Annotated in this window: 16 protein-coding genes and 1 tRNA gene; 8 read left to right on the top strand and 9 right to left on the bottom strand. The window is 43.3% G+C overall.

Translation table 11 applies throughout. The features are described 5' to 3' along the window. Positions 1-181: 181 nt before the first annotated feature. Positions 182-1,576: a heavy metal sensor histidine kinase gene (locus MN199_RS07360; RefSeq protein WP_335738926.1), complete on the bottom strand. Its 1,395-nt coding sequence runs from the start codon at positions 1,574-1,576 to the stop codon at positions 182-184. Continuing rightward, positions 1,566-2,255, bottom strand: coding sequence for a heavy metal response regulator transcription factor (locus MN199_RS07355; RefSeq protein WP_111570589.1), 690 nt, complete (start codon positions 2,253-2,255; stop codon positions 1,566-1,568). The genes MN199_RS07360 and MN199_RS07355 overlap by 11 nt, the downstream gene beginning before the upstream one ends. A 155-nt stretch (positions 2,256-2,410) precedes the next feature. Between MN199_RS07355 and MN199_RS07350 the strand changes: the two genes are divergently transcribed. Genes MN199_RS07350 through MN199_RS07330 form a run of 5 tightly spaced genes read left to right on the top strand, consistent with a single transcriptional unit; the run spans position 2,411 to position 7,480 of the window. Continuing rightward, a complete protein-coding gene (locus MN199_RS07350) occupies positions 2,411-4,195 on the top strand; it encodes a copper resistance system multicopper oxidase (RefSeq protein WP_335738925.1) in 1,785 nt (594 codons plus the stop codon). Beyond that, positions 4,192-5,544: a copper resistance protein B gene (locus MN199_RS07345; RefSeq protein ID WP_335738924.1), complete on the top strand. Its 1,353-nt coding sequence runs from the start codon at positions 4,192-4,194 to the stop codon at positions 5,542-5,544. The genes MN199_RS07350 and MN199_RS07345 overlap by 4 nt, the downstream gene beginning before the upstream one ends. A gap of 16 nt (positions 5,545-5,560) precedes the next feature. Beyond that, positions 5,561-5,989 carry a copper resistance CopC family protein gene (locus tag MN199_RS07340; protein WP_335738923.1) on the top strand — a complete coding sequence of 143 codons (429 nt, stop codon included), beginning with the start codon at positions 5,561-5,563 and terminating at the stop codon, positions 5,987-5,989. Positions 5,990-6,006: 17 nt separating this feature from the next. Then, a complete protein-coding gene (locus tag MN199_RS07335) occupies positions 6,007-6,906 on the top strand; it encodes a copper resistance D family protein (protein WP_335738922.1) in 900 nt (299 codons plus the stop codon). Between the two features lie 46 nt (positions 6,907-6,952). Continuing rightward, positions 6,953-7,480, top strand: coding sequence for a DUF411 domain-containing protein (locus tag MN199_RS07330; RefSeq protein WP_335738921.1), 528 nt, complete (start codon positions 6,953-6,955; stop codon positions 7,478-7,480). Between the two features lie 286 nt (positions 7,481-7,766). On the opposite strand, the gene MN199_RS07325 is transcribed toward MN199_RS07330, so the two are convergent. From MN199_RS07325 to MN199_RS07310, 4 genes are all read right to left on the bottom strand, one after another. Continuing rightward, positions 7,767-10,268: a heavy metal translocating P-type ATPase gene (locus MN199_RS07325; protein WP_335738920.1), complete on the bottom strand. Its 2,502-nt coding sequence runs from the start codon at positions 10,266-10,268 to the stop codon at positions 7,767-7,769. A gap of 400 nt (positions 10,269-10,668) precedes the next feature. Continuing rightward, positions 10,669-10,745 (bottom strand) — tRNA-Val (locus MN199_RS07320). Positions 10,746-10,875: 130 nt separating this feature from the next. After that, on the bottom strand, positions 10,876-11,883 hold the full coding sequence (locus MN199_RS07315; protein WP_335738919.1) for a DUF3080 family protein: 1,008 nt from the start codon (positions 11,881-11,883) through the stop codon (positions 10,876-10,878). Then, positions 11,852-13,228 carry an MATE family efflux transporter gene (locus MN199_RS07310; RefSeq protein ID WP_335738918.1) on the bottom strand — a complete coding sequence of 459 codons (1,377 nt, stop codon included), beginning with the start codon at positions 13,226-13,228 and terminating at the stop codon, positions 11,852-11,854. The genes MN199_RS07315 and MN199_RS07310 overlap by 32 nt, the downstream gene beginning before the upstream one ends. Positions 13,229-13,287: 59 nt before the next feature. On the opposite strand from MN199_RS07310, the gene MN199_RS07305 reads away from it, so the two are divergent. After that, a complete protein-coding gene (locus MN199_RS07305; RefSeq protein ID WP_335738917.1) occupies positions 13,288-13,905 on the top strand; it encodes a riboflavin synthase subunit alpha in 618 nt (205 codons plus the stop codon). Here the strand turns inward: MN199_RS07305 and MN199_RS07300 are convergent. The 3 genes from MN199_RS07300 to MN199_RS07290 all read right to left on the bottom strand — a co-directional run bounded on the left by MN199_RS07300 (position 13,902) and on the right by MN199_RS07290 (position 15,848). Further along, positions 13,902-14,102: a CPXCG motif-containing cysteine-rich protein gene (locus MN199_RS07300; protein WP_132583903.1), complete on the bottom strand. Its 201-nt coding sequence runs from the start codon at positions 14,100-14,102 to the stop codon at positions 13,902-13,904. The genes MN199_RS07305 and MN199_RS07300 overlap by 4 nt on opposite strands. Positions 14,103-14,134: 32 nt before the next feature. After that, a complete protein-coding gene (locus MN199_RS07295) occupies positions 14,135-14,896 on the bottom strand; it encodes a pteridine reductase (protein WP_335738916.1) in 762 nt (253 codons plus the stop codon). Between the two features lie 94 nt (positions 14,897-14,990). Continuing rightward, positions 14,991-15,848 (bottom strand): fructosamine kinase family protein, encoded by an 858-nt coding sequence (locus MN199_RS07290; RefSeq protein WP_335738915.1) that lies wholly within the window; start codon positions 15,846-15,848, stop codon positions 14,991-14,993. Between the two features lie 127 nt (positions 15,849-15,975). Between MN199_RS07290 and MN199_RS07285 the strand changes: the two genes are divergently transcribed. Continuing rightward, a complete protein-coding gene (locus MN199_RS07285; RefSeq protein ID WP_335738914.1) occupies positions 15,976-17,469 on the top strand; it encodes a methyl-accepting chemotaxis protein in 1,494 nt (497 codons plus the stop codon). A gap of 8 nt (positions 17,470-17,477) precedes the next feature. After that, positions 17,478-18,005, top strand: a complete 528-nt coding sequence (locus MN199_RS07280) for a DUF6436 domain-containing protein (protein ID WP_335738913.1) — start codon at positions 17,478-17,480, stop codon at positions 18,003-18,005. Positions 18,006-18,129: the final 124 nt, after the last annotated feature.

The following is an 18,129-nucleotide window of genomic DNA, read 5'->3' as shown; positions in this document are numbered from 1 at the left end:
AGGCGATCCTGAATTTTATTTATGCGGTCCCAAAGGATTGATGGATGACACCATAAGGTTACTGAGAGATAAAGGGGTGCCTGAATCTGATATCGCTTTTGATGTCTTTAGCTAATTAAATAAGCCCTGCGTAATTAACATTACGCAGGGCTTTATCAGGGTTTGTCGGGGTTTTATATCGTTAAGTCATGCGTAGTGTAATAACAAAACGTGTGAGATTTTTATCTGAAGTGACGCTGATATCACCGTCATGTGCTTCGATAATCGCTTTAGTAATAGCCAGCCCCAAACCTGCACCATCACTGTGGCGTTGTCTTGATTGATCGGCGCGATAAAAACGTTCAAATAAATACGGCAAATGCTCGGCGGATATTGCTGGGCCGGGGTTTTCGACACTGATACAAAGCGTGTTAGCAGCTTGCTGATAGCTGTTGACTATAATGCTGTGTCCAGAAGCTGTGTGTCGTATCGCATTTGACAATAAATTAGTTAAAGCATGCCTTAGTAAGGTGCGATCGGCATTAATGACGCTGGGCTGACCGGTAAACGCGAGTTTGACTCCAGCCTCGTCTGCTAACGCTTCAAAAAACTCGAATATGGCCGCGACTTCTTTGGCAATATTTAAAGGCTGTTTATTTGGTGTGATTAAACCATTTTTACTTTTAGCCAACCACAGCATATCGCTAACCATCTTGCTAAGCCGCTCTTGCTCTTCCAAATTCGAAAATAACACGTTTTGGTATTCCTCAGCCGTTCGTTGCCGAGATAAACTGACTTGGGTTTGGGTAATAATATTGGTTAAAGGGGTGCGAATTTCGTGAGCAATGTCGGCACTAAAGTGCGATAACTTAGTAAAGCCATCCTCTAAGCGGTTTAGCATGTGGTTGAATGACTGCACCATATGCGTTAACTCAGAAGGTACTTCGTTGGCGTTTAATCTAATGTCGAGTTTGCTGGTTTGAATGTCGCGCATATTGTCACTTAGTCCTCTAAGTGGCGCTAAACCTTGATGCACCGCAATCCAAGCTGCTAATAAAGTAAGGAGGCAGGAACCGAGTAGAATCACCCAAAGACTTTGACCGAGTTGCTGCAAAAAGTGGATGTGAAAATCCATATCAATCGCTGTAATTAACCGGTAGTTATCGTTTGCAGTGGCTATGTTCAGAGCAATACCCCGATAGGCTTTATCTTGATATTGCCAGTGTTGGATATTTTCAATTTTAAATGTATCTATGGATTCATCAGTATCTGTAAGTTGGCTTAAATCAAAATTAGCATTGTTATAAATAATTTGCTGCTGAGAATTGTTTATTTGGTAATACACGCCATGATGTCCGGCAACAGCTTGCGATAATGATTGAGCTAAAGTTTTCGGATCTGTAGGTTCTTTAAGGAACACTTGCTGAACAGAGTGAACAATAACGCCAAGTTCATCGGCATCTTGTTCGATAAAATGGTGCTCTATAGAACTGATAAGCAGTTGCCTAACAACCAGTAAACAAACCGCAATAGTGACAACGACAGACAGTACCACTCTCAGGGTCAAGGACAGTGGCCGTTTAGTGTTATGCTTCATCCGCTTGCTCGTTTTCAAGTTTATAGCCCATGCCGCGCACGGTGTGGATTAATTTTGGCATAAAATCATCGTCTACTTTAGCCCGTAACCTTCTTATTGCGACATCAATAACATTGGTGTCGCTATCAAAGTTCATATCCCAAATCTGTGAGGCGATTAAAGATCGGGGTAAGACTTCACCGCTGCGGCGCATTAATAACTCTAATAAAGAAAACTCTTTATTACTCAAGGCAATTTTGACTCCGCTGCGCATGACTCTTCTTTTGGGGACGTCTAATTGTAAATCGGCCACCTGAAGTAAATCTGGGGTGGTTATGGTTTGGCCGCGGCGTATTAGGCTGCGTACCCGCGCCAACACTTCTGAGAAAGCAAAGGGTTTAATTAAGTAATCATCCGCGCCTAATTCTAAGCCTTTAACTCTGTCATCAACGCTATCACGGGCGGATAAAAACAATACTGGCGTAAGGTTATTGCTTTCGCGAATAGATTGTACTATCCGCCAGCCATTAACATCAGGCAACATCACATCCAGCACAATCAGATCAAATACTTCGGTCATTGCAAGGTGATGGCCGTCTAAGCCGTTTCTAACCAGTGAAACTTGAAAACCCGCTTCAGTGAGGCCTTGCTTTAAATAATCACCCGTTTTGATTTCGTCTTCAACAATCAGTAATCGCATAACCTTTCCTGTAAATAGGGGTAACTGATAGCTTGCAATACACAGGCTGTCAGCTAGATGACAACAAGATTACAACTTTGTCATGTCAGAGTCATGTTGCTGACAGTTATAAATAGCTAAGCTAGATGAAATAAATAAGTTCAGGGGTTATATAAATGAATGATAACAAGTTCAAGTTACCGGCTTCTATCTCGCGGCGCCGATTTGTCCAAGGGCTTGCCATCGGAGGCGTAATAGCGAGTTTCCCGCATGTTGTTCGCGCCGGTAGCTCTTTTAAAGACAATGCCGCGACAGGTTCAGCACCTGAATTAAGTGGCAAAGTTATCGAGTTAACCATTGCTGAATCTTTAGTCAACTTTACTGGTGTAGTGCGTACAGCAACTACCATAAATGGCTCTATTCCGGCACCAACGCTACGTTTACGCGAAGGCGATGAGGTGACGATTAAAGTGACCAATACCTTATCTGTGCCAAGCTCTATTCACTGGCATGGCATTATTTTACCTTATCAAATGGATGGAGTGCCAGGCTTAAGCTTTAAGGGCATTATGCCCGGTGAAACCTTTGTTTATAAGTTTACTTTGCAACAAAGCGGTACTTACTGGTATCACTCCCATAGTGGCTTTCAAGAAATGACCGGCATGTACGGTGCACTGATCATCGAGCCTAGAGAGCAAGATATCATCGTGGCGGATAGAGAGTATGTGGTACAGCTTTCAGACTGGACCGATGATGATCCTATGCAGGTTTTTAGTAAACTTAAAGTGCAAGGTGATATCTACAATTATAATCAACCAACGGTACGAGATTTTTTCCGAGATCTGTCAGAAAAGGGGCTTAATTCCGCATTGTCGAAACGAAAAATGTGGCAAGAAATGAGAATGAGCCCGACAGATTTGGGGGATGTTTCTAGCGCCGCACTGACTTACTTATTTAATGGCAGTACGCCGCTGGCCAATTGGCGCGGCCTGTTTAAAAAGGGCGAAAAAGTTCGTTTGCGCTTTATTAACGGCGCCAGCAACACCTTCTTCGATGTCCGTATCCCGGAACTGCAAATGACCGTAGTGCAGTCTGATGGCCAAAATGTCCATCCAGTAACTATTGATGAGTTCCGATTCGGCCCGGGTGAAACCTATGATGTTCTGGTCACACCGCAATCTGATGCTTATACCATTTTCGCCCAGACCATAGAACGCACCGGTTATGCTCGAGGTACCCTAGCGGTAGCTAACAATATAAATGCACCGGTACCGGCAGTAGATCCAGTAGAGTGGTTAGCGATGGCCGACATGATGGGCAATATGTCCCATGGCGGTTCAATGACAGAGGGCGCTATGGATCATAGCCAACATGGCGCAGCTATGCCGATGGATTTAAGTCAGCATGCAGGGCCGGCCGCTGCTTATGCTAAAGCCAGCACGCAAGTGCGCCATGCCAGTACTGAATATGGCCCTTCGGTTGATATGCGGGTAGATACGCCAAGAACTAACTTGGACGATCCGGGCATTGGTTTACGCAATAATGGCCGAAAAGTGCTGACGTTATCCGATTTACACTCACTAGAAGGTGTTATTGAACCGCGGCGTCCTGAAGCTGAAATTGAATTACACCTAACCGGCAATATGGAACGCTATAGCTGGTCAATTGATGGTTTAGAGTTTGGTCAAAGTACACCTGTTCATATGAAATTAAATCAGTGTGTTAGGGTGATTTTGCAGAATGACACCATGATGCCTCACCCTATGCATTTGCATGGAATGTGGAGTGATCTGGAAAATGAAGCCGGTGATGTACAAGTCAGACGACACACTATTCCTGTGCAGCCTGCGCAGCGAATTAGCTTTTTAACAACCCCGCATGATGTAGGTCGCTGGGCTTGGCATTGTCATCTGTTATTTCATATGGATGCAGGTATGTTTAGAGAAGTGGTGGTGTCATGAAAATAACAAAATTAGTAAGTACCACGCCGGTGATTGCGTTAACAGCTAGTTTATTGCTGGTAAGTGCTGGGGTGATGGCAGACAGCGAAATGGACCATAGCAAGATGAAGCATGGCGATAAGGTAATGGACCACAGCCAGATGGATCATAGCAAGATGAAGCATGGCGATAAGGCGATGGACCACAGCCAGATGGCTCATAGCAAGATGAACCATGGCGATAAGGCGATGGGCCACAGCGAAATGGATCATAGCAAGATGAACCATGACGATAAGGCGATGGACCACAGCCAGATGGACCATAGCAAGATGAACCATGGCGATAAGGTAATGGACCACAGCCAGATGGATCATAGCAAGATGAACCATGGCGATAAGGCGATGGACCACAGTCAAATGGATCATAGCAAGATGAACCATGGCGATAAAGCGATGAGCCACAGCGAAATGGACCATAGCAAGATGAACCATGGCGATAAGGCGATGGACCACAGCCAAATGTACCATAGCAAGATGAACCATGGCGATATGGCAATGGACCACAGTCAAATGGACCATGGCGATATGGCAATGGATCATAGCCAAATGGATCATGGCGATATGAAAATGCAGGGTGGCAAAGCGCCTGCAGATGCCCGAGATCCTCATGCTTATTCTGGCGGTTATACCTTAGCGGACGGACCTTATGCCATAGGCGTCGGTCGCCAGTTAATATTGGCTGATGAACACCGTTTTTACGCAATTAAAGCAGATAAGTTGGAGCACCAGTTTGCTACGGATAGCTTAGCATTTGAATTACAGGGTTGGTATGGCACCACCTTTGATCGATTAGCAATAAAGCTGGAAGGTGAAGTAAGCGATGGTAAGTTGGAAGAAAGCCAAACCGACTTGTTATGGAGCCGTGCGGTTTATACTTTTTGGGATGCCCAACTCGGAGCCCGATTTGATACCTATGCGGAAGGTGAAAGTCGGCAGTGGTTGGCATTGGGTATCCAAGGGTTAGCGCCTTATTGGTTTGAGGTCGATGTAACGGCCTATGTCGGTAATTCTGGCCGGACCGCTATAGCAGCAGAAGCGGAATATGAGTTGCTACTCACGCAACGTTTGATATTACAAAGCAGTGTCGGATTAACTGCTTATGGTAAAGACGATGCCATTAATGGTATCGGTAAAGGTATATCGTCTTTAAATGCTGGAATGCGTTTACGTTATGAGTTCTCGCGTCAGTTTGCGCCTTATATAGGTGTTGAATGGATGGCTAAGTATGGCAATAGTGCTGACTTTGCCCGAGCGAATAATGAAGCGACTGATACTACGAGTGCGGTCGCGGGTGTGCGGTTCTGGTTTTAATAATTAAGGTGATAAAATGAATATATTAAAAACATTAAAAATAGTGAGTACTATAGCTGTTTTATTAATGGCGACTACGGTGTCTGCACATGTTGATTTAACTGAGACAGTACCAGCAGATAAGGCGATGTTAATGCAAAGCCCTACAATGTTAAAGCTGACATTCAGTGGCCCTGTACGGATGATGAAATTAAGCCTAACTGATGCAGAGAAAAACGCGGTTAAATTTGGTTTTACGCCTTCAGCAACAACTGCTTCAGAATTTGAGTGGCCGCTACCATCCCTTAAAAGTGGCAACTATCAGGTGAGTTGGATTGTTATGGGCCAAGATGGTCATAAAATGAGCGGTGATTATGGTTTTATGCTCCATGGCAATATGAAGATGGAAGCAAAACAGCCTTCTAATCAGTCACTTAATCACCAGTCGCATTCTCATCAGCATTAGTAGAAGGAAACCGAGTGATGATTGGCCATTGGGAGTTAATGCTATTACTAACAAAGTTTGCTACTTATGCTGCGGTCAGTAGTTGTGTTGGCAGTGTATTAATGCACACTTTACGCTTAAAGCAACTAAGGACAACTGATACTAAGCTTGAGTTTTTTGATGTTTGGCTTAGCAGTTGGTTTTTAAAGTGGGCGAGTTTTGGCCTAGTAATATCATTGTTACAATTGCCAATTCAAGCCGGTGCTATGGCTGAAAATGGCTTAGCAGGTATGTTTGACTCCTTAATGCTTAGTATCATGTGGCAATCAGCAGTGGGAAGCCAAGTCAGTTTCATGGTCGTCGGTTTTACGCTGTTGTTACTTAGTGGCTGGGGGATAAACAAGCTGGCAAGGTTTAAAACCATACTAAGGTTAGTCACTGTGACTGGATTTATTCTGCTAGCAACTAGCTTTACTTTTACTGGCCATACTGTAGCGCTTAATACGGTGTTTAAAGGGGTGTTAGTGTTGCATGTACTTGCCATGGCAGCCTGGGCTGGCTCTTTGTGGCCCTTGCATCAAAGTTGTAAAGCGTTGCCAGCCGATAGTTTAGTGACATTAATGGCATACTTTGGCAAGGTAGCGGTGTTTTTTGTTTCAATATTAATCGCCTGTGGTGTGCTGTTGTTGTTGCAACTTGTAGATCCCATTAGCAATTTATTCACTACCAATTATGGTCAGTTAGTGATGTTAAAACTGATATTTGTCAGTGGCATGTTGCTGTTAGCAGCTTGGCATAAACTAAAGCTTGTTGATGAGCTGGCGCAGCATAAAAATGCCCAACCGCTGCGGCTGTCAATTTTCATTGAAACGCTATTGGTGGTTTCAGTATTAGTGACGACTAGCGTGTTTACAACACTTGTTGGACCACAAAATTAACCTTAACATCATTGATGAAAATGACGTATTTTATTAGGAGAACCCGGTGCTAAAATTCAACGCTTTAACCGTCTTATTTGCCGCCGTATTTTTACTCACAGCTTGCTCCGAACCGGCGGCGATTAATAATGCGCCACAAGTGACGCCAGAACCTGTGGTGAGTAACAAGAATAGTGAACCTTTATTAACCGTTTATAAAACCAGCACTTGTGGTTGCTGTAAGACATGGATCTCGCATATTGAGCAAAATGGCATAACCGCCATTGCAAAGGATTACGATGATTTAAGCTTTATTAAAAATCGTTATGGCATTCAGCCCAACCATATCTCATGCCATACTGCAGTATCTGAGAATGGCTATGTATTTGAAGGCCATATTCCCGCTAAATATATCCATATGTTTTTAGCAGAACCAGTGGCCAATGCTATTGGTCTGACGGTACCAGCCATGCCGCTAGGCTCGCCTGGTATGGAGATGGGAGACCGTTTTATGCCATACGAGATACTGGTGTTACTTAAAGATGGTACTAGCAAGGTCTACGCTAAAGTTGATAGTTACAATATGCAGTTATAATACGCAGTTATAATTAAGACACACCCTGAAAATCAAAAAGCGTTTAAGTTGTTATTTTTTAATTGCTTACAATATAATTACGTGTCTAATCTGAGTGTTTATGGTGCATGGTCAAGTGGTATGAGCATATCCACAAGGATCTATATGTTTTGTATCCAGAACAAGCTGTGCCGTTAATTAAGCGGCACAGCAATATTCGAATGGCTGCATAGCACCGATTACACTATGCTATTTATTTTTTGCGCTAAGTTTTCTGAACCCATCTTTTTTCTAGTTCTGATAGATATTAATTAATTGATTTTGTTTTTAAGCGTAGTGCATTCGCAATTACGGAAACTGAGCTAAAGCTCATAGCTAGTGCTGCAATCATAGGCGATAATAATATGCCGAAAAACGGGTATAATAAACCTGCTGCTATAGGAATACCTAGTGCATTGTAAACCAAAGCAAAAAACAGATTCTGTTTAATGTTGCTCATCACGGCATGACTTAAATTCTTCGCTTTTACAATGCCGTGTAGATCTCCTTTTACGAGTGTTATCATTGCGCTCTCAATTGCAACATCAGTTCCCGTTCCCATGGCGATACCTACATCACTTTTAGCGAGTGCCGGCGCGTCGTTTATACCATCACCTGCCATTGCAACAACTTTTCCTTGCTGTTGTAATTTTGTGACTTCTTTGAGTTTGTCTTCTGGTAACATTCCAGCTTTAAAATCGGCAAGATTAAGCTCACTAGCTACTGCTTGGGCGGTGTCGTGATTATCTCCAGTGAGCATTATCACAGCAATGCCTTTATCTTGTAGCGCTTTAATAGCCTTGGCACTGGTCGCTTTAACTTTATCGCCAATAACGACATATCCAGCTACCTCACCATCTATAGCTAAATAAGAAACAGTTTTGCCTTGTTTTTGAAAAGACTGAGCTTCGGCTGTCATTGCGGAAGAAATAGTCGCATTTGCATGCTCCATCATTTTGGCATTACCTAAACCAAGTTTTTTGCCATCAATGGTTCCTTCCACTCCTTTTCCGGTTACTGCACTAAAGTTTTCAGTTTTTGAAATATCGACTTTCTGCTGCTTACCATACTTTACTGTTGCAGCAGCAAGTGGATGCTCGCTGGCACTATTTAGCGATGCAATAAAATGTAGAACCTCGCTTTCGCCAAAATTTGGACCAAAAACACCTATTTTCTCAACGGTTGGTTTTCCTTCCGTAATCGTGCCTGTTTTATCGACAATAAGCGTGTCTACTTTGTCTAACTTTTCAAGCGCTTCGGCATTTTTAATCAATACGCCATTTTGAGCACCTTTACCAACACCCACCATAACCGACATAGGCGTTGCTAAGCCTAATGCGCAAGGACAAGCAATAATTAATACCGCTATAGCATTAACTAGAGCAAATACGTACGCGGGCTCTGGGCCCCACATTGCCCATACGGCAAACGTGATTAAAGAAATTATCACAACAACTGGCACGAAATATCCTGAAACGGTATCTGCTAATTTTTGAATAGGAGCACGACTACGACTGGCATCGTTTACCATATGGATGATTTGGGAAAGTAAGGTATCGCTTCCTACTTTTTCGGCTTTCATTAAAAAAGATTGATTACCATTTATAGTGCCACTGCTTACCTTATCGCCTTGTGTCTTATCGACGGGTATAGGTTCACCAGAAATCATAGATTCATCAACAGTGCTTTGCCCTTCAGTAATTACGCCGTCTACAGGAATTTTGTCACCTGGTTTAACCCGTAAAATATCTCCTTTTACAATTTTATCAATGGAGACTTCTTCTTCAGTGCCATCGACAACACGCACGGCTTTGTTAGGTGCAATTTTTAGCAACTCTTTTACTGCTGAATTCGTTTTGCTGTGTGCTCTTGCTTCTAAAACCTGGCCCATTAACACTAACGTAAGAATTACCGTAGCCGCTTCAAAGTAAACGTGTACGGCGCCAGCTGCAGTTTTAAATTGAGCGGGGAAGAAGTCTGGAAATAATATGCCAAAAACACTAAATAACCACGCCACGCTGGCGCCAATGCCAATGAGCGTGAACATATTGAGGTTCCAGGTTTTTATACTTTTATAGGCGCGGTCAAAGAACATCCAAGTAGCATAAAATACAACGGGAATTGACAACGCAAACTGAATCCAATTCCACCATTTTTGTTCCATCACCTCGTACAGTGGATTATTAGGGATCATTTCGCTCATTGCGATCAAAAAAATCGGTAAGGTAAATCCTAATGCTATCCAGAATTTGTTTAAGAGCTTTTTATACGTTTTCTCTTCGGAAGAAGTATCTGCTTGCAAAGGCACTAAATCCATACCGCAAATAGGGCAGGCTCCCGATCCGTCCTTGACGATTTCGGCATGCATTGGGCAAGTCCACTGTTCACTTGAAGATGCTGATAAATTTTGCTCTTCCACCAAATCCATTCCGCAGACAGGACAATCGCCAGCTTTGTCATAGGTTTTATTGCCCTCACAATGCATAGGGCAATAAAAGGTTCCCGTGCCTTTTCCTTTGGGTTTTTCCTTTTTAGCTGCAAGGGCTTTATGCTGTTCTCCAAGTTTATAAATGCTATACCGGTCGCCGTCCTGTTCCATTGCTTTTTGCAAGGTTTCAATAGGAATGTGAGATGCCATCTCGATAGTTACCTGTGCATTTTCTAAATCAACTGACACATTGGTTACACCTTCCACTTTAGAAAGTGTTTGAGTTACGTGATTACGACAACCGTTGCAGGTCATTCCGTGTAGGTAGTAGGTGTGTTTCATTTTTCTTCCTTTTAAACAGGGTAACTATGGTAATAACTAATTTGTGCGCTAGTGCTTCTTTAAAGGCGTCTACGGAGTATACAGAAGATAATACACATAGCTGTTCTGGAAAGTATTACGCAGCATCAGGGATACTCAATTGGTGCAAAATAAAGCAAAAAAGCATTTAGATTTCTTATAAGCTTAGTGTACTTAAAACTATAAGTGTTTTATATCCTCAAGTTTAAACGCTTACTTGTTGCTATATGTTGATGTAAGTGGCACAAACTTCTTCGCATCTGAATATAAACCATTAGCTTGCGATGTGCAGTGGTCAAATAAAACTGCGTTACTGGGAAGTTTTATAGGTTAGCAGAAACCACAAAGCCGCTCTAAAAGCGGCTTTGTGGTTTGAATTTTTTGGTGCGTCCTAGTGGACTCGAACCACCGACCCCCACCATGTCAAGGTGGTGCTCTAACCAGCTGAGCTAAGGACGCACTCTGTTATTGTTTGGTGCGCAAGTAACGCAGCTAACAACGGCGGCTATGTTATTGTGCTGCTGCTGCATTGGCAAGTGTTTTTCTGCTAAACGGGCTTGTTTGGTGCATTTTTCGCCGTATCAATGGCTTATTTCTGGCCGTTTAGCTGTAATGGGCATTGGCCGTTAAGGGTTTGCCACCATTTAACGTGCTGGCTAAGCTCGTTGCGCATACTGTGATAGCTGTACTCAAAGCGTTGTTGCAGTGGCTGCTCTAGAGGCGTTTGCTGGTAAAGCTGTTGCAATAACGGCCATAGTTGTTGCTGATAGCGACTTAGCTCTGTGCTATAAAGCTGTATTTCACCAATAAAATATTTCTGAAACACATTCGCCAATATGCGCAGTTGTTCGCTGTCACGCCCGTTTGGACAGAGTGTATTACTGTTTTGGTTTTGGGTTAGGCTATTTAATTGCACTAGCTGATGTGCCGTTAAGCGTAAGCTATATTGTAAACGCGCTAAAAAATTGTATTGATATAGCAGCTGTAACTGCTGCTCGATATCTACTTTACTGGCAGCTTGCCAGTTTTTTTCATTAATAAACTGTTGTAATAGGGTAAGTTCAGTTAATGCTTGCCAAGTTTCAGTAAAACCTGGTGCGGCTTTTAACGGTAATGCTTTACGAATGCCTAAAAGTTCTTTGCGCAGGGTATTGTCGGTAAACAGCATATTGTAGAAGGCAATACCTATACTCGCTTGTTTTTGCTCGTATACCTGTAGTAGCTGATTTAATAGTGAGCTGTCGTCCCAGCTTAGCGTTAAGCAGTGTTCTAATTTTTGCAGTAAACGCAATTCATAACTTAGCTGTTTGCTGGCGGTATAGACTATGCCTAGGCTGCTATTGCGCTCGCCAATTAAGGTATCTAGGCCGCAGCGTCGGCTAGCGTAGGCATCGGTTAAATTAAAGCGAACATCGGGCAGGGTCTGCTTTAAATCGCGTTCAGGTATCAGCGCCTCCGGTGCGGTTAAGCTACCGTTGGCGCGCTGCAGCTCTAGCACATTAGCCAAGCGGCTTTGGTATTTGTCTAGTGCTTTATCACCATTGTAATCGCTGCAAGCGCTAAGGCTAAGCAGCAGTGGTACTAGCCATATTTTCATTAGCTAACCTGTTTAATGCCCGTTTTAAGATAATGGCTAAGAGTATTGCTGACACCGTTAAACCAACAATAATACCTATCCAGAAACCATGTGCGCCCATAGGTTCAACTATCCAGTGGGTTAAACCTAGTACGGCACCTAAACCAAAACCGATTGGCCAGTACGAAATAAGGGTAACAAAAAATGCCGGTTTGGTTATTTTCATGCCTCGTAGCGCACAGGCGGATATAACCTGAATGGCGTCTGATACCTGATAAAAGCAGGCCAGCACTAATAACGATGCTGCCAGTGTAATAACGGCTGGATCAGGCGAATACAATGCGGCAATACCAGTACGCATAGTAAAGGTGAAGGTGGCGATAATAAACGACATACATACGGCCAGGATAATAGCAGTAGAGATCGCTTTTTTCAGTTCTTGCGAGTTTTGCTGTCCAACCAAGTGGCCTACGCGAATGGTGGTGGCCATGCCTAAACTTAACGGCATCATAAAGACAATACCACTGTAGTTTTGTGCAATTTGATGGCCGGCCACCATAACTGGCCCTAAATGCACTATAGCTAATGGAATGCAGGCAAATAGCGTAACTTCAAAAAAGATAGAGAACGCTATAGGTGTGCCTATAGCGACAATTTGCCAACAGTCTTTTAAATTAACGCGCAGGCTGTCAGGGAGTATTTTATATTGCTGGGTAGTACGGCTAAACCAGCCGTAAAATAATATTGCAATAAACATGGCTAAAAACACCAGCGCGGTGGCGATACCGCAACCCGCGCCGCCAAGTGCCGGCATACCGAACTTGCCGTAAATAAAGATATAGTTAGCAGGGATATTAATTAATATACCGACGAAGCTGATCCACATGCTGGCTTTGGTGTTACCTATGCCTTCAAACATACTACGAATAACCATGTAGCCGGCGGCAGGAAATAAACCAAAACTAACATAGTACAAGTAATCTAACGCTTTTTGCCGAAGAGCAGGGTCCATATTTAGTTGGTCTATTGGCACATAAACATAGCTCATGGCGACAAACGCCAGCAAGGCTAAAACCATAGCTAAATACATAGCTTGCATAGTGAAATGCGCAACTGGCTTGTTTTGTTTGCTGCCGTAATACTGCGCCACTATAGGTGTGAGAGCTAATAACAGGCCCTGAATTGTCATTACTACCGGAAACCATAAACCCGAAGCCACAGCAATGGCAGCCATATCCAGCGCGCTATATCGGCCAGCCATAACCGTATCAACAAAATACATTAACGTTTGGGTAAGCTGTGCCAATACTATGGGGCCAGAAAGTTTTAGGATGGTTCTGGCTTCGAAGCGAGAAAAAGGTAACATAGTAGGTCTATCGTTTTAGCAGCCAATAATGGCGCGCAATGTAGCACAAATAGGGGTTTATGTTTACCGGAATCGTTCAGACAACAGCGGTGATAACCGAAATACGCGACGAAGTTGGTTTTCGCCAATTACGACTGCAGCCTGGATCGGCGTTTTTGCAAAAACTTAATCGCGGCGCCAGCATTGCTATAAATGGTGTGTGCTTAACGGTAACCGATTTTGATGCGCTATTAGGCTGGGTCTGTTTTGATGTGATTGAAGAGACGTTGCGTAAAACCAACTTAGGCCAGCAAAAGGTTGGCGATAACGTTAATTTTGAGCGCTCGCTAACGTTTGGCAGTGAGTTGGGCGGCCATATAGTATCTGGGCATATTCAAACCACAGCGCTAATAACACAGATTGATAAAAGCAGTAATAACTGCGTAATACGGCTTAAGTTAAACCCCGACGATATGCGCTACATTTTAAGCAAAGGCTTTGTTGCAGTAGAAGGCTGTAGCCTAACCGTAGGCGAAACCTATAGCGATGGTTTTAGTTTATATTTAATTCCAGAAACATTAAGCATTACCACTTTAGGCCAAAAGCAGGTAGGCGATAGTTTAAACATCGAGTGGGACCAACAAACTCAAACTATAGTACAAACTGTTGAACGCATTATGGCTGCGCGTTTTGCTTAATAGTATTGTTCATCATCGGCGTCAATAAACAGCTGCACCTTATGATGCTGTTGGTCTTTGTGCACCCTAATATGCATTGGATTGCAGCAGTTGCTGCAATCTTCAGTATAATCTTGGTCGTCGTCGGTAACTTCAACAGTTAAGTGGGTAGCGTGACCACAAAAAGGGCAGTCGATGGTTCTATTAAGTAAAGCCATAACACCTCCGTTTACTGCATACTTGGTTATTGTTAAGCCTTAGTTGACGCACCTAAACTGCGGCCGCCATCTACAGTAATAATTTGCCCAGTGACATAAGGCGATTGCAATAAGAATAGCAGTGTTTTTGCAATGTCGTGCGGTGAGCCCAGTTGCTGTAACGGAATTTGCGCTAAGATTGCGGCCTTATCATGCTCTTGAAGTACAACTGATTGTTCAGGTGGCCACAAAATAGCGCCAGGTGCGATACCGTTTACTCTAATGGTAGGCGCGAATTCGCGGGCTAGTGACTTGGTCATCATTAATAATGCGGCCTTAGCCATGCAATAAATGCTGTGTTCGGCTAAAGGCCTTTCGGCATGAATGTCTACCATGTTAACAATAACGCCTTGTCGCTTGGCCAGCTCTGGCGCTAAAGCTTGGCTTAAAAAGTAGGGTGCTTTTACGTTAGTACCAAATAAATCTTGCCACTGCAAAGTGCTGGCGCTGTTAACTGGCGTTGGGTAAAAGCTAGACGCATTGTTCACTAATACGTCTAGTCGATTAAAGCAGGCCACTGCGTGCTGTGCTAGCTGCGGCCAGTGTGTTTCGTCGAGTAAATTAGCCTGAATAACCGCAGCGCTGTGCTCGCGCAGCTGATTAAGTTCTATAGCAAGTGCGTCAGCACCAGCGCGAGACTGGTTGCAATGAATAATTACCCTATAACCATTGCTGTGCAGGGTTTTAATCATTTGGCGGCCTAGCCGTTTAGCGCTGCCGGTTATTAATGCAACCGGTTGCTGAGTTATTAGCATAAATAGCGTTCCGTTAAGTTAACTACGGTTAATAAAGTGAAGGCGTGTACTTTATTAAATATTACTGCTAGTAGCTATGCTTTGCGCTAATACTTTAATAAAACAGCTTTTTTATTAGCTCTTGCGCTTGAATTAAATAGGCGCCACGAAATAAATTGGCATGGTTCAGTACATGGTACAGGTTATACAAATCTTTACGCTGCTCGTAATTTTTATCTAATGGGTAATGTTGCTGGTAGCTTTGATAAAACGCGTCTGGCAAGCGGCCAAATAAGGTGCTAAAGGCAATATCGGTTTCGCGATCGCCATAATAACAAGCGGGGTCAAATATGGCCGGCATATCACCAATAAAACCAAGATTGCCGCGCCAAAAATCGCCATGCAGCAAACTGGCTTTAGGTTGATAACCTTGTAAGCGTTGGCGGGTTTTTTCTACTATTTCATCTACTTTGCCAAAACCAAGGCCTTGCTCATGCAATAGTTGTAATTGCCAACCTATACGTTGTTCAGAAAAGAACACGCTCCAATTGGGTTGCCATTTATTGGGCTGTGTGTTGGTGGCTAAACTGTTATCCCAGTCAAAGCCGTAAACGGCTTGCTGTTGTTGATGCAGTGCTGCCAGATCTTGGGCTAAATTATGCCAGCCATTTGTGGTATCGCCGCCAAACGGCAGGTATTCAAGCACAATAAAAGACTTATCAACGGTTAAACCAGAGCAGATAGGGTTGGGTACGCGTATGCACTTAGTACGCTGCAGCGTGCGCAAACTAAGCACTTCAGTTTCAAATTGTTCTAGTTGTTGGCGCAAATTTATTTTCACAAAAAACTGTTGGCCATTGCCTGTTACGTGATAAGCCGCATTAACATTTCCGCCGGATAATTGTATTTTATGTTCAATAATAAAATTGCTTTCTAGCTCGCTGTTGATATGATCTGTAACTGCCTGCCACATAATTTACCTCCACTGTCTTGATGCCCAAGTATGGCGTATAAAATAGAAAATACATTGATCTAGATTAGCTACAGTTACGTAAACCCAGCCTTGCCAAAAATTGCTTTACAGAATCACAGGAGTTGCCATGTTTGATTCTATCCCACGTTTTAGATTACACGCTTATACCGTAATGACCGGCATTAGTATTGCCTTGTTATTAATGACGTTACTGCTAGCCAGCTGGCACAGTACTTGGTTTATTGCCTTATTAATTGGCTTGCCAGCAGCGGGTTTACCCTACCTGTTTTATCGCATGCTGGGCGATCATTGGTTAGCGCGAGTAAGTTACGGCGTTAGCTTTATGTTTTTTGCCGCGCTGCATATTCATCAAACGGCGGGTATGCTAGAGCTGCACTTTGGTATTTTTGTATTATTAGCGATGCTAATTGCATTTCGCGATTATGTGGTAATAGTGGCAGCCGCGCTTACTATCGCTGTACACCATTTACTGTTTATGTACCTACAGATGCAAAATACTGGCGTATTCTTGGTGCCGGAAGACAGTTTGTCGTTTAGCATTATTATGATCCACGCAGCCTTTGTTGTCGCAGAGTCAGTGTTGTTAGTCGTGTTAGCACGACAAAGTTACCGTGAAGCTATAGTCGCGCAAACCCTATTTAACGCAACTGACGCTTTATTAACGGATGATGGCAAAATAAAGCTAACCGAACGTTGTAAGGACGTGAATTCAAGAGTAATTAAAGGTTTTAACGCGGTGTTAAATTCGTTGCAGGCTACTATAACGATTATTGAAAAAAGTTCGGTATCACTAAAGCATGAGTCTGACATTTTACTAAGTGAGGGCGCTGAATTATCCGCTAATATGATGCAGAAAATGACTGAGGTTGATCGTATCGCTGCCGCTACCGAGCAAATGTCTCACAGCGTACAAGAGGTGTTTAACTTATCTCACGAAGTGCTGCAATTCGCCCGTTTGGCTGAGCAAGCCGCAGTTGAAGGTAAAACCTCGGTTAGCAGCACTATTAGTTCAGTACAACAATTAGCTGATGGCCTTAACGATACTGGGCGCAAGGTAAACGATGTCGCCGGCGCTACGGTGGAAATTCGTAAAGTGATAGACGTTATAGAATCTATTGCTGAGCAAACCAACTTGCTGGCTTTAAATGCGGCTATTGAAGCGGCGCGAGCTGGAGAGCAAGGCCGTGGTTTTGCCGTAGTAGCAGATGAAGTACGTACCTTAGCCTCACGCACACGACGCTCAACCGATGAAATAAAGGTGATGATTGAACGCTTAGTCGTTAATAGCTCGCAGTCGGTAGACGTAGTAAAACGCAGCGTAGAGCAATTAGAGGTTACTCGGCATCACGCAGAGCAAAGTGGCGGTTTATTGCAAAATATTTTACTGCAAGCGCAGCAAGTTGCAACATCTTCAGATGTGATGTCTGGCTCGTTACAGCAACAAAGTGCGTCAAGCAGTGAAATTGCCCAAAGCGCGCAGCAGTTAAGCCAAATGACCATGCTGCAAAATGAACAGGGTAAAAAAGTATTAAAAAGCGCCAATAGCTTAGAAAACGTAACTCGCATTTTGACAGCCGAGTCCGCTAAATTTTTGGTGTAGTTGCATTAATGTTACATCAGCATAAAGTTATACTGCTTAGTGGCGTGTTTATTAGCTGGCTGGTATTAACCAGCCTAGCTTTGTTTAATTTTGCCGGTGAATATTATGGCGAATTTGCTGCTGATACTAATTGGCAAAGCCCTGCCCAAAGCACATTTAGTTTATCGGCATTAGGTATTGCAGTAGGGCAGAGCATTCAAGTAGTGCATGTGCGTGAAGATAATTGTATTTGTAATAGCCGAGCGGCATTGCATCAACAACAATTTTCTAGTTTATATGATCTACCAAAACAGCAACAATTTGAGCGTAATGTGCAACACATTGCTGCTGCCGGGCTGCGTTTACCTGCTACGCCAGCGGTGCTTATTTTCAACGGCGGTGCATTATTGTATGCTGGCCCTTATGCTACAGGGCCGTTATGCTCGGTATCAGATAGTTTAATTGCACCAATATTGCGTCAACAAATTACTTTGCCTGCTACTTGGTTTAATGCTGAAGCAAAAGCGTGTCGCTGCGTAGTCAAAAAGCTTACCTAATGCTACTATAGCATCGAAATTTTTCTAGTTACTGTGCCCGGTTCTACAGATGGCTTCTTGTATAAGCCATTAACTGCATTACTGCACTGTAACTTTGCCATTTTATTTAACAAGTGTCCCTTGG

The sequence above is a fragment of the Rheinheimera metallidurans genome (genome assembly GCF_036983985.1).
GTDB lineage: Bacteria > Pseudomonadota > Gammaproteobacteria > Enterobacterales > Alteromonadaceae > Alishewanella > Alishewanella metallidurans.
The sequence above is the reverse complement of the archived record's forward strand: the minus strand, read 5'-3'. Positions and strand labels throughout refer to the sequence as shown.

Coding starts and splice junctions, on each gene's coding strand:
- MN199_RS07290 (WP_335738915.1), bottom strand. CDS start 15,848: ATGTGGCAGGCAGTTACAGATCATATCAACAGCGAGCTAGAAAGCAAT.
- MN199_RS07345 (WP_335738924.1), top strand. CDS start 4,192: ATGAAAATAACAAAATTAGTAAGTACCACGCCGGTGATTGCGTTAACA.
- MN199_RS07355 (WP_111570589.1), bottom strand. CDS start 2,255: ATGCGATTACTGATTGTTGAAGACGAAATCAAAACGGGTGATTATTTA.
- MN199_RS07310 (WP_335738918.1), bottom strand. CDS start 13,228: ATGTTACCTTTTTCTCGCTTCGAAGCCAGAACCATCCTAAAACTTTCT.
- MN199_RS07350 (WP_335738925.1), top strand. CDS start 2,411: ATGAATGATAACAAGTTCAAGTTACCGGCTTCTATCTCGCGGCGCCGA.
- MN199_RS07295 (WP_335738916.1), bottom strand. CDS start 14,896: ATGCTAATAACTCAGCAACCGGTTGCATTAATAACCGGCAGCGCTAAA.
- MN199_RS07305 (WP_335738917.1), top strand. CDS start 13,288: ATGTTTACCGGAATCGTTCAGACAACAGCGGTGATAACCGAAATACGC.
- MN199_RS07325 (WP_335738920.1), bottom strand. CDS start 10,268: ATGAAACACACCTACTACCTACACGGAATGACCTGCAACGGTTGTCGT.
- MN199_RS07340 (WP_335738923.1), top strand. CDS start 5,561: ATGAATATATTAAAAACATTAAAAATAGTGAGTACTATAGCTGTTTTA.
- MN199_RS07315 (WP_335738919.1), bottom strand. CDS start 11,883: ATGAAAATATGGCTAGTACCACTGCTGCTTAGCCTTAGCGCTTGCAGC.
- MN199_RS07300 (WP_132583903.1), bottom strand. CDS start 14,102: ATGGCTTTACTTAATAGAACCATCGACTGCCCTTTTTGTGGTCACGCT.
- MN199_RS07360 (WP_335738926.1), bottom strand. CDS start 1,576: ATGAAGCATAACACTAAACGGCCACTGTCCTTGACCCTGAGAGTGGTA.
- MN199_RS07285 (WP_335738914.1), top strand. CDS start 15,976: ATGTTTGATTCTATCCCACGTTTTAGATTACACGCTTATACCGTAATG.
- MN199_RS07335 (WP_335738922.1), top strand. CDS start 6,007: ATGATTGGCCATTGGGAGTTAATGCTATTACTAACAAAGTTTGCTACT.
- MN199_RS07280 (WP_335738913.1), top strand. CDS start 17,478: ATGTTACATCAGCATAAAGTTATACTGCTTAGTGGCGTGTTTATTAGC.